This is a genomic window from Collinsella aerofaciens (genome assembly GCF_020709435.1).
GTDB lineage: Bacteria > Actinomycetota > Coriobacteriia > Coriobacteriales > Coriobacteriaceae > Collinsella > Collinsella aerofaciens_AU.
This window is the reverse complement of record NZ_JAJFDP010000008.1, coordinates 23,566-35,114: the sequence shown is the minus strand read 5'-3', so window position 1 is coordinate 35,114 and position 11,549 is coordinate 23,566. Positions and strand designations below refer to the sequence as shown.

Here is an 11,549-nt window from a genome sequence, read left to right as displayed (position 1 = left end):
CTGAGCGCAGCGCGCTTTGGGTATCTCGTACCCCTTTTTAATCCGCCCGTATTCTTGATGAGGGGGTTTGACATGTCAACCCCATTGTTCGGAAAACCATTCCCCCTGACAAAGCCTTTACAGAATGCCGTGGCCCCAAAGCGCGCCCGCACCGACGCTTCGCCTGCGCTAAACTGGAAGGCACGTACGCGATTACGAGAGGAGCCCGCATGGAGGCTTACAAGCAAGAGTTCATCAAGTTTATGGTCGAGTCCGACGTCCTTAAGTTCGGCAGCTTTACGCTCAAGAGCGGCCGTCAGTCCCCGTTCTTTATGAACGCCGGCGCTTACGTGACGGGCTATCAGCTCAAGAAGCTGGGCGAGTATTACGCCCAGGCCATCCACGATAACTTTGGCGACGACTTTGATGTGCTGTTTGGACCGGCCTACAAGGGTATTCCGCTGGCCGTCGTGACCGCAATTGCCTACCACGAGCTGTACGGCAAGGAGGTCAAGTACTGCTGCGACCGCAAGGAGGCCAAGGACCACGGTGCCGATAAGGGCAACCTGCTGGGTTATGAGCCCAAGGACGGCGACCGTGTGGTCATGGTCGAGGACGTTACCACCAGCGGCAAGTCCATCGACGAGACCTATCCCAAGGTCAAGGCTGCTGCCGATGTCGAGATCAAGGGCCTGATCGTGTCCCTCAACCGCATGGAGGTCGGCAAGGGCGGTGTGACCACCGCGCAGAAGGAGATCGAGGCCAAGTACGGTTTCCCCGTCGCGAGCATCGTCTCCATGGCTGAGGTCGTCGAGACCCTCTACAACCACGAGATCGACGGCAAGGTTGTCATCGACGACGAGCTCAAGACCGCCATCGACGCCTACTACGAGCAGTACGGAGCACGTTAGTTACGGCGTTTTACCAAACGCCGTAACTGCTCGACGCTGCGCGGGCCGCATTTGGACAATCTGACGTTCAACTTCAAGGGCGCGACCAGAAGGTCAGCGCCCTTTCGTTTCACGTCACCTTGTCTCAAATGCGACCCGCTCGCTGTCCGTTCTCTACCTGCGGCGTCGTCTTGCTCCGAATGCGGCTCGCTCGCTGTCGTTGCCGAAACATCGGCGTTGCCGGACTAGTCATTGGGGACGTTCATAAATGACTACTCAGGAATGAGCGTGGATAATCTCCCGTTTTTGGCCTGTGTGCAGGCTCAAAGTGGGAGATTATCCACGCTCGCTTTAATTTGCCTGGGTTGCGATGCCTATCTAATCGGCTCGGCGTCTTCCCTGAGAATCGAAAGATACTCTTCATACCCGTACTGCCGGTATCTCTGTCTTGACTCGTCGAGCGGACGGAGGATACCCAATTCTTCAAATGATTTGACGAGCGAGCTCGCGGTACTCCTGCCGATATCGAGTTGGGCAGCGATGAATGCGGTGTCGACGATGGGGTGCTCTTCAAGAATGCCCAACAGCCTTTGCCCGTTTGCAGCAGTCCTTCCGAGATTTTCGGTAATGGTTGCTGTGGAACGGTTATGGAGGTCAACAAGGTTTTTTAAAGACCCTACCGAGTCCTTCGCACTTTCGAGAAGACTGTTGCAGAAAAACTCTATCCATTCCTCGTAAGTGCCTCTCTCCCTTACGGATGTGAGTTGCCGGTAGTACTCGCTTCGATTTTTCTTGAACTGGAACGATGGATAGAACAAGCAAGAATGAAGAACGCCATCATTGATGAGCATAAGTGCAATGAGAAGCCTGCCCAGGCGACCGTTTCCGTCTAGGAATGGATGGGCAGTTTCAAATTGGTAATGGACGAGCGCCGCCCGCACAATCGGATCCATTTCGACTTGAGGCTCATTGATAAAGCGTTCGAGGTCCTGGAGCGTGTTACTCAAATCTTCAATGTTTGGAGGGACAAACGATGCGGTTGCAATGGTGCAGCCTGAGGGGCCAATCCAGTTTTGTGAGGAGCGCAGCTCGCCTGGATTCTTCTCCGTTCCGCGCACTCCGTCCAGCAGGACCGCATGAACTTGCCTAAGAAGTCTCGTGCACAAGGGCATCTTTTTGAGCAGTTCTACGCCGCGGTCGACAGCACGGACGTAATTCACGACGTCTGCGACATCTTTATGATGGAGTTGTGTTTGCGATGGACTAAGTAGGTCGTCAAACGTGCACTGGGTTCCCTCAATTTGCGAAGAAAGGAGTGCTTCTTTGCGCACGTACATTGTCAGATACATATCGGCGTTGGGAACAAAGTAGAGCATGCCTTCAAGCTCTCCAAGCTTTCGTGAGCATGCGGAAAGCGTGCGATAGGTTTCCTCGGTGAGGTTTAGCTGCCTCAATGATTGCAAGGGCGTTGGAAAAAACGAATAGTAAGCCAATTTCCCCGATAGATTATTGCGGAGCGTTCCCTGGCCGTTCTCCTCGATTTGCATCGCGCCCTCCATATCTTTAGTGCCGGAAACTCGTTATTAGGCCAATCATATCAATTCTAATAACGAGTTTAAGGATTAAATAGTTATTAGAATTGATGTAAACAATCTAATGATGAGAAGTCGTTATTACTTGACCATGGAGCTCGGCTTGGTACAAGGGGGGTTATCCAAAATGAGAGCGGATAATCTCCCGTTTTTGGCTCGGTGACGGCCTCAAAGTGGGAGATTATCCACGCTCGTTAGTTAAGCGTCCGAAAATCCACACTCGCCAAACCTACCAAAAAGGGACAGGTTTATTTTGGCACGTTTCGGTCGGTATCAGGAAGTGTCAGGGACGGGGCGGCGGCAGGACTCGAGAGCGAAAAGAAGTATCGGGTTTGGCGTGCCCGCTTCTGCCCGTCCCGCGCGTGGGCGATACTCGGCTTATCGAACCGCGATGCAAAGGAGATGCTCATCCCACGAGCACTACCGAGAAGGGCTTGCGATTCGAGTCCCCACCTTAGCATTTGAACCATTTGGCACTATAATTACCGTAGGCATGCGCACAACGTTGCGCTTAATCAAGAGGAGAAAACGTATGGGTCTGTTTGATATGTTCAAGAAGAAGGCTGAGCCCGCGGCTGCCGCTGCTCCGGCCTCCATCTCTGCTTCTGCCGGCGCCGACGTGCTGTGCTCGCCCGTCAAGGGCAAGGTCATCAAGATGGCCGACGTGCCCGATCCCGTCTTTGGTGGCGAGGTTCTGGGCAAGGGCTGTGCCGTGTGGCCCGAGGACGATCTGGTCTACGCTCCCTGCGACGGTAAGGTGACCGTCACCATGGGTCACGCCGTGGGTCTGCAGTCCGATAGCGGCATCGAGGTTCTGGTGCACGTTGGCGTCGATACCGTCAACATGAACGGCGATGGCTTCGAGGGCTTCGTCAAGGCCGACGACGTTGTGAAGGCCGGCCAGCCCATACTCAAGATCGACCGCGCCAAGATCGCCGCTGCCGGTTACAAGGACTGCGTCGTGGTGGCCGTGTCCAACACCGCCGAGTTTGCCGACGTCGAGCTCACCGTTGAGGCAGAGTCCGCCGTCGCCGCCGGTGACGCCATCGTTAAGGTCGTTCGCAAGTAAACTGCGGCGTTCAAAGGATGTGCAAGGGTGGTCGGGTTTTCCGGCCACCCTTTTTATTGCACCGTGGGGAAGCGTTTTATTGCGCGTTGGGCGGGCTTGCAAACCGTTCGGACGCTAAAACGAACCGACCGCGCCTTCGCGTTGCCGAGGGTGTTCATAAGTGGATAGTATGGGCTTACTTATTACAACGTGTGCCGCGTCCGGGAAGCGCGGTGCCGCTCATTGGGAGGAACAACATGAAAAAGAAGCTGCTGCTTGCGCCCCTCATGGCCGTCTTGGTTGCATGCGTGGTCGTGCTTTCCGGCTGTGGAGGTCCTTCGGTTGAGGAGCTCATCACCGAGGATCTTACGACGCAGTTTGACGAGGTCAAGAACGGTGGCGACGACTTCCTTTCTGGTCTGGAGGAAGCTTCGGGCGACGAGTTCGAGCAGCTGGGTATCGATCCCAAGGAGTATGCCAAGACCTATCTCGAGGGCTTTGACTACAAGATCGGCGACGTGACGGTCGACGAGGACAAGGGTGTCGCGACCGCCGAGGTCTCTATCACCTGCAAGTCTATGAACAAGATCGTCGAGGACTTCTCCACCCAGTATCAGGAGAAGGTCGCCGCGCTTGACACGGTTCCTTCCGATGACGAGCTGTACAAGATGGCCGGTCAGGTTATGGTCGATGTGACCAAGGCCACCGAGCCCAGGAAGACCACGGTTATCTTCAAGTACACCTGCAACGACGACGGCGAGTGGTCTGCCGACGACTCCGTCAACTCCGAGATGATGGATGCAATGCTGAGCTAGGGGGTTACGCGGTTCTACGAACCGCGTAACCAGTTGACGCTGCGCGCCGCCCAGGACGACAATTTGTCATTCAAAAGGCGAGGCATGACCAGAAGGTCTATGCCTCGCCTTTTTCATGCCAACTTGTTCGTCCTGGACGTCGCTCGCTGTCCATCCTCTACCTGCGTCGTTGCCATGGTGCGGCACTTGTAGTCATTGGGGACGTTCTTAAATGACCAGGCGGCAGTTGGGGACACTCCTTGTGCCAGCGTTGCATCGAGTGCTTGGGAAACCGCGACCCGGTTTTTGCCCGAATAGTGGGTCGCATTTTCCGGATGGGGTGGGTTGCGGAAAGTGCGACCCGGAATATTGCTCTGAAACGGGATGCGGTTTCCCTGATGCGCCTCAAACGGAAAGCATATCCCATTCCGGAGCTCCAAAACGGGATGCGCTTTCCGCGCGGAAGAATTGTCGCAGCTGCGTTAAGCAGTGTCGCTCGTTACTCGCCCAGAATCAGCGCCGCTAGCTCGTCCTGGGTGTCCACCACGTAGTCGGCGCCGGCGGACTCCAGCTCTGCGCGGCCGCGGAAGCCCCAGCTGACGCCCGCACTCTTAAGGCCGGCGTTGTGACCGGTCAGGATATCGACATTGGAATCGCCCACATAGAGCGTGGTCGACGGATCGGCGCCCAGCTCTTCCATCACATGCAGCGTAACAGGCGCCTCGGGCTTGGGGGGAAACGCATCGACGCGGCCCTGTACCAGCGCAAAGCGCTCGGAACCAAAATACTTCTCGATAAGCGGGGCCGCCGAGATGTGGTCCTTGTTGGTGAGCACGGCAAGCTGCACGCCCGCGGCACGCAGGCGGTCGAGCATCTCGATCGTGCCGGCATAGGGAGCGGTGTGGTCCTCCTTGTGCTCGCCGTAGTAAGCCCTAAACTCGGCAAGCGTTTGCTCAAACATACGGCTGTCGCCCGCATACTCGGCAGGCATAAAACGCTCAACCAGCTTGAGCATGCCGTTTCCCACCTTGTAGCGGTACTCGTCTACGGCAAACGTGGGCCAGCCGTGCATCTCGCAGGTATGGTTGCCGGCGGCCGCCAGGTCCTCGAGCGTGTTGAGGATGGTGCCGTCCAGATCAAAGATCACATGGGAAAAAGCTGCTGCCATGAAAGCTCCCGTCATTGGGTTTCAAAACGCACCTCATAATACTGGGCATGCGTGCCGGGCATGTTTGGAATCTGAATATCATTAATAGCCCTGAGCCTTTGTCGTTAGCAAATCCTCGGCAGCTGCTCTCCCACGAGCATGTCGAGGATGCGGGTCGAACCCCAGCCGGTGCGCACGCGCACGGCGGGACGGGCGCCCTCGGCAAGCGGCAGCACGCGACCGATGACGGCGGCATTCTCGCCGTAGCGGGCGGCGCGCATGGCGCTCAGCGCGACATCGGCTTGCTCGGCCGGCACGACGGCAACCATCTTGCCCTCGTTTGCCACCTGCAGCACATCGTAGCCGAGCATCTCGCAGGCGGCCTGTACGTCGGGACGCACGGGCACGGCATCTTCGTCGACCTCCATGGCAACACCGCTGGCCTGGGCAAACTCGTTGAGTGTGGACGCCAGGCCACCGCGCGTGGGGTCGCGAAAGCAACGCGTGCCGGGCGCTGCGGCCAGAACGTCGGCAATCAGGTGGTTGAGCGGCGCGGCATCGCTTTCGATCGTGCTCGAAAACGCCAGGCTCTCGCGTTGGCTCATGATGGCGATCCCGTGGTCGCCCAGTGTGCCTGACACCAGGATAACGTCGCCGGGGCGGCAGTTGGCGCCGCTGAGCGCCACGCCCGTGGGAACCTCGCCCACGCCGGCGGTATTGATGTAGACGCCGTCGGCCCCGCCGCGCTCGACCACCTTGGTGTCGCCCGTGATTATGGACACGCCCGCCTCACGTGCTGTCTCGGCCATCGTCTGCACAATCTGGTGGAGCTTATCCATGGGATAGCCCTCTTCGAGGATAAAGCCACACGACAGGTAGCGCACGTTGGCGCCCGAGGTCGCGACGTCGTTGACGGTTCCGCACACGGCGAGGCGGCCGATGTTGCCACCGGGGAAGAACTGCGGCGAGACTACAAAGCTGTCGGTCGACATGGCAATGCGCCCGCTCGTGGGCAGCGTGGCGACGCCGGCGTCGTTGCCCTCGAGCAGCTCGGGTGACCCAAAGGCATCCAAAAAGACCTCATCGATGATGCGTTTCATCATCTGGCCGCCGGAGCCGTGGCCCAGCAGGACGGTGCTATCGGTAACGCTATGGGACATATCGAAAACTCCAATCGTGGGAGGTGTCAGCGCGCGGGGGCGTTTGGGCTAGACTCGGTAACGGTAGTACGCCGCGCAGCTGCCTTCGGAACTTACCATGCACGGGCCGACGGGGTGCTCGGGCATGCAGGTGCGGCCAAAGAGCGGGCAGCTGCTCGGCGTAATGGCCCCGCGCAGCACGTCGCCGCAGCGGCACCCACGCGGCTCGACCGTCTCCTCGACGGGCACGTCAAAGCGGGTACGGGCATCAAAGCGCGAGAACTCGGGGCGGATGGAAAGGCCCGAGTTGGCAATCGGCCCCAGTCCGCGCCACGTGGTGTCGCATGGCTCAAACACCTGCTCGACCAGCTGGCGCGCCACGGGGTTGCCGTCTGCGTTAACGCCACGGCGGTAGGCGTTGTCGATCGCGGGCCTGTCCTCGACAACCATCTGGATCAGCATGCAGATGCCCTGCAGGATATCGACCGGTTCAAATCCCGTGACCACGCCCGGGGTATCGAACTCGTCGACCAAAAAGCTAAAAGGCGCCAAGCCCGTGATGGTGGCGACGTGCCCCGGCAGGATAAATCCGTCGATGGCGGTCTCGGGATCGTTGGCGATGGCGCGCAACGCCGGCGGCGTGGTCTTGTGGGCGCAATAGACCGAGAAGTTCTGGAGCCCGCGTGCATCGGCCTCCAAGATGGCGGCGGCGATGGTGGGCGTTGTGGTCTCAAAGCCCACGCCCATAAAAATGACCGGGCGATCGGGGTTTTGCTCGGCAATGTCGAGCGCGTCGAGCGGGGAATAGACGATGCGGATGTCACGCCCTGCCGCTTTTTGCGCAGCGAGCGAGGTGGACGATCCGGGCACGCGCATCATGTCGCCAAAGGTGGTGATGATGGCGCCGTCTATGTTGGCGAGCGCGATCGCGTGGTCGATGTCGCGGTTGGCGGTGACGCAGACGGGGCAGCCCGGGCCGCTCAGCAGCTTGAGTCCGGCCGGCATAATGGAGCGAAAGCCATAGCGCCCGATGCTCACGGTATGCGTGCCGCAGACTTCCATAAGGTTGATGGCACGGTCGCCGACAAGCTCATGAATGCGCTCGATGAGCTCGCGAGCCAGCTTGGGATTGCGGAATGCCGAGAAGTCGATACCGGAGCGAGCCGGTTGTTCGGGCGCCACTAGTAAGCCTCCGCCGGGTTGGTGGCAAGCTGGTCTTCTTCGACCAGCTCGGACATGGCATTAACAAGCTCGAGCGTTTCCTGTGCTTCCTGCTCGTCGACGATCTGGATGCCAAAGCCGGCGTGTACGAGAATATAGTCGCCAACCTGCGCCGTCGGCACGAGTCGCAGCGACACGGGGCGCTCGATGCCCATCATGTCGACGGTGGCCTTGAGGTCGTCGTCGCGTTTGACTACTTTGCCGGGAACGGCAAGGCACATATTGTTCCCCTTTTATACGCTTTGCGCTGGATGGGCGCTTAATAATCCATCAGTTGATGGTAGCGCTCGCGGGGTTCGCGGGCAAACGCGTTACGCCTGTGAGACGGCTGGGCGCGGCGGCGTGCGAGGGCAAGCTACTGTGATGCGGTCTGCGCAAGACGAGCGCTTGCGACCGCCGCCTGACCGTAGGCGATGCAGCCGTCATTGACGGGTACGGTGTGGGGGACCAAGATAGCAAGGCCCGCGCTTTTGAGCTCGCGGGTGAGGAGCTGAAGCAGAAGTCGGTTCATGAACACGCCGCCCGAGAGCGCGACGGTGTCGATGCCCTCGCGCACGCAGATATCGCTGGCGATGCGCGCCGAGGAGCGCGCGACGGCGACATGGAAGTCGAGCGCGAGCCTGTCGGCGGGCGCTCCGGCTTCAATTCCCTCCAAAAGTGCCACAAAGAGTGCTTTCTGGTCCAGAACATAGGAGCCGTCCAACCACGATGGGCCAGATGCGAAATAGCCGGCGTTATCGTCGGAAAAATGGGCGATTTCGCTGTCGAGTGCGCGCCAGGCGGCGGCTTCGAGCTCGATGGCGGGTTCGCCCTCGTAGGTTGCCTGGCCGCAAATGCCCAAAATCGCGGCTGCGGCATCAAACAGACGACCCATGCTGCTGGTGCGCGGACTGTTGATGCCGCGCTCGATCATCGTTGCCGTTATGCTGCGCGTTTGCTCGTCAAGGCTGTTCAAAAGCCGAGCGGTACCTGGGTGCTCGAGCAGACCGAGCTCACTGATTAGGGCAAAGGCGTTGCGGCGGGCGTCGCGCACGGAGGCCGCCCCGCCGGGGAGCGCCCAGGTGCGCAAATGCGCGGCGCGCTCAAAGCCGCCAAGGCCGGCGACAAGAAACTCGCCGCCCCAAATGGTCCCATCGGTGCCGGCGCCGGTGCCGTCAAAGGCGATGCCAAGGACGCGCGCGTCGGTTGTAAGCTGGCCCGCGGCGATGGCCTCGGCCATTACGCTCGCGATATGCGCATGATGGTGCTGCACCTCGACGAGCGGCAGATTGCATTTTCGCGCCTGCTCGCGCGCCCACTGGCCCGATAGATAGCTGGGGTGTAAATCGCAGGCCAAGGCGGCGGGCGCCAAGTCAAAGAGATCTTCCAGGCGCGTGCGCGCGGCGTTCCAGGCATCGAAGGTCCCGCCGTTTTCAACATCGCCGATATGCTGCGACACAAAACAGGTTGCCTCGCCGTTCGTCCCTTCACGCGTGAGCGCAATCGTGGCCTTTTGTTGTGGCCCGCAAGCGAGCACACAGGACGGAGCGCCCTCGAGCGCCGGCAACGGCAGCGGCTGGGGTGCATATCCGCGAGCGCGGCGAACGGGCATAACGATGCCGTCGACCACGCGTACCACGGAGTCGTCGTAGCGCGAGAGGATCGCGCGGTCGTTACCGAGCAACGCGTCGGCGATGCCGGCGGCAACGAGGTGTTCCCAGGCAAGGTCGTCGTCGGTCTCGATGGGTTCTTCGCTCAGGTTTCCGCTGGTCATGACGAGCGCGTACATACCGCGGGCTTCTGCCGCGGCAAGCAACAGATACTGAAGCGGGGTGTAGGGGAGCATAACGCCAAGCTCGGGCAGGTCGTGCGCGACGGACGGCGCGAGCGCGAGGGCGTCGGGGGAGCCGTCGCTCCCGCAAACAGCACGCCGGCGCAGCAGCACAATGGGGCGGATACTGCCAGCGAGCAGATCGCGTTCAGCATCGTCGATATGACACAGGCGCTCGGTATCAGCAAGACTGCGCACCATGACGGCAAGTGGTTTGTTGCTGCGGCGTTTGCGACGGCGCAGCTCGGCCACCGCCTGCTCGTTGGAGGCGTCGCATGCCAAGTGAAATCCGCCCAGTCCCTTGATAGCGACGATACCGCCGTTGGCCAGCAGCTCAACGCAGCGCTCGATAATGGCGTCGCTGGCCTCGCGTGTGGTGCCGACGGTCGGTGTCGCGGACGAATTCCCGCACGCATCGCCGTTTACAGCCTCGCGCCACGTAATATGCGGCCCGCAATCAAAGCAGGCATCGGGTTGCGCGTGAAAACGCCGGTCGAGTGGGTCGGCATACTCCGCGGCGCACTTGGGACACATGGGGAAACGGTCCATCGATGTGGCCGCTCGGTCATAAGGCAGCGATCGGATGATGGTAAAGCGTGGGCCGCAGTTAGTGCAGTTGATAAAGGGGTAGTGATAGCGTCGGTCGGCGGGATCGAACAATTCGCGCAGGCAATCGTCACAGGTAGCGATGTCGGGCGAGACGAGCGTCGTGTGTGCGGTCTGGTTCTGCGATGCTACGATGCGAAAGCCCTGTTCATCGGCGGCATCCCAACCGTTGGCTGCCAGGTCCACAACCTCGACATACTCTATGCGGGCTGCTGCAGGTGCATGCTCAGAAAGCGCGGCAACAAAAGCATCGAGCGCATCGGCCGGAGCGTGCGCCTCGATATGCACGCCGTCGCCCGCATTGAGCACCCATCCACAAATGCCATGTGCCATGGCCTCGCGATACACAAACGGTCGCATGCCAACGCCCTGCACAATGCCCGTCACATGAATATGCACATGCCGCATGCGACACCCCTCATCAAAACCGACCAAAAAGGGACAGGTTTATTTTGGTAGGTAAAACTTCTAAACCCGCCAAAACAAACCTGTCCCTTTTTGGCAGGTGCGCTGCGGGAAATCCCGCTATAGCCCCAGGCTCTGCTTGGTGGCGGCGCAGGTGAGCTCGCCGTGCTTAACGCCACGCAGGCCCAGCAGGCGGTCGGCTAGTTCGTAGACGCGCTCGCCGCGACCCTTGAGCGCCAGAATCTCCAAACAGTTGTGGTGATCCAGATGCACGTGCATGGTCGATACGATCTCGTCGGTGTAGTCGTGCTGCACTTCGTCCAGACGGCGCGTCAGGTCACCGGTATGGTGGTCGTAGATCATGGTGAGCGACCCGATAACGTGCTCATCGGGCGTGCGCATCTGCTCCTTGGCGATCGAGGCGCGAATCAGGTCGCGCACGGCCTCGGAGCGGTTGGCCACGTCGCCGCGGCGTGCGATCTGCTCGTCAAAACGGCGCAGCAGGTCGTCGGGCGCGGTAACCGAAAAACGGACCAGCTCGGAGCCGGAACCACTACAGTGGCAGCCCGCGTCACCGTCCGCCCCGTGCGGATGCTCGTGCTCGTACCCGCAGCTGTGCTCGTGTTCGGCCACCTTACACCAGCTTCACGGAGCCGACGGAGTTGTGGTCGGCCTCGATGGCTTCCTCGTAGCCCTCGAGCGCGTCATGCGCCTCGTGCAGCGCGGCCATGGCGGCCTCGAGCTTGGCGCCGATGCGCTCCATGTCAAAATTCTCGGTCGCATGCAGCAGCTGATGGCTCCACTCGTGAGCGAGCTCGATGGTGTCGTCGACCTGCTTGACGCTCATGGCAAGCTGGCTCATGTTCATTCCGACATCATGCATGGGAAATCTCCTTTTGTACGGGTCTAATCAGTGGT

11 protein-coding genes are annotated in these 11,549 nt (G+C 60.0%); 3 read left to right on the top strand and 8 right to left on the bottom strand.

Annotated features, from left to right (window positions below):
- Window positions 1-209: 209 nt before the first annotated feature.
- Window positions 210-890, top strand: a complete 681-nt coding sequence (gene pyrE / locus LK493_RS06320) for an orotate phosphoribosyltransferase (RefSeq protein WP_148332521.1) — start codon at window positions 210-212, stop codon at window positions 888-890.
- Between the two features lie 353 nt (window positions 891-1,243).
- Here the strand turns inward: pyrE and LK493_RS06315 are convergent, their stop codons facing one another.
- A complete protein-coding gene (locus LK493_RS06315) occupies window positions 1,244-2,416 on the bottom strand; it encodes a Fic family protein (RefSeq protein WP_227790477.1) in 1,173 nt (390 codons plus the stop codon).
- A 577-nt stretch (window positions 2,417-2,993) separates the two neighbouring features.
- Here LK493_RS06315 and LK493_RS06310 point away from each other — a divergent pair.
- Entirely contained in the window at window positions 2,994-3,530 is a 537-nt protein-coding gene (locus LK493_RS06310; protein WP_035136613.1) for a PTS sugar transporter subunit IIA, read from the top strand.
- A 236-nt stretch (window positions 3,531-3,766) separates the two neighbouring features.
- Window positions 3,767-4,324 carry a hypothetical protein gene (locus tag LK493_RS06305; protein WP_035136614.1) on the top strand — a complete coding sequence of 186 codons (558 nt, stop codon included), beginning with the start codon at window positions 3,767-3,769 and terminating at the stop codon, window positions 4,322-4,324.
- Between the two features lie 478 nt (window positions 4,325-4,802).
- Here the strand turns inward: LK493_RS06305 and LK493_RS06300 are convergent, their stop codons facing one another.
- The 7 genes from LK493_RS06300 to LK493_RS06270 all read right to left on the bottom strand — a co-directional run bounded on the left by LK493_RS06300 (window position 4,803) and on the right by LK493_RS06270 (window position 11,514).
- Window positions 4,803-5,471, bottom strand: a complete 669-nt coding sequence (locus LK493_RS06300; protein WP_227790476.1) for an HAD family hydrolase — start codon at window positions 5,469-5,471, stop codon at window positions 4,803-4,805.
- A 104-nt stretch (window positions 5,472-5,575) separates the two neighbouring features.
- Window positions 5,576-6,610 carry a hydrogenase expression/formation protein HypE gene (gene hypE, locus LK493_RS06295; protein ID WP_227790475.1) on the bottom strand — a complete coding sequence of 345 codons (1,035 nt, stop codon included), beginning with the start codon at window positions 6,608-6,610 and terminating at the stop codon, window positions 5,576-5,578.
- Window positions 6,611-6,658: 48 nt separating this feature from the next.
- The gene (hypD, locus tag LK493_RS06290) at window positions 6,659-7,771 is read right to left on the bottom strand and encodes a hydrogenase formation protein HypD (protein WP_227790474.1); all 1,113 of its coding nucleotides are present in this window, start codon (window positions 7,769-7,771) and stop codon (window positions 6,659-6,661) included.
- Entirely contained in the window at window positions 7,771-8,031 is a 261-nt protein-coding gene (locus tag LK493_RS06285) for a HypC/HybG/HupF family hydrogenase formation chaperone (RefSeq protein WP_006235228.1), read from the bottom strand. The genes hypD and LK493_RS06285 overlap by 1 nt, the downstream gene beginning before the upstream one ends.
- A 134-nt stretch (window positions 8,032-8,165) precedes the next feature.
- Window positions 8,166-10,634, bottom strand: coding sequence for a carbamoyltransferase HypF (gene hypF, locus LK493_RS06280; RefSeq protein WP_227790473.1), 2,469 nt, complete (start codon window positions 10,632-10,634; stop codon window positions 8,166-8,168).
- Between the two features lie 117 nt (window positions 10,635-10,751).
- Complete coding sequence (nikR, locus tag LK493_RS06275; RefSeq protein ID WP_022094795.1) at window positions 10,752-11,264, bottom strand: nickel-responsive transcriptional regulator NikR; 513 nt, start codon at window positions 11,262-11,264, stop codon at window positions 10,752-10,754.
- 1 nt (window position 11,265) lies between these two features.
- Entirely contained in the window at window positions 11,266-11,514 is a 249-nt protein-coding gene (locus LK493_RS06270) for a hypothetical protein (protein WP_006235225.1), read from the bottom strand.
- Window positions 11,515-11,549 lie beyond the last annotated feature (35 nt).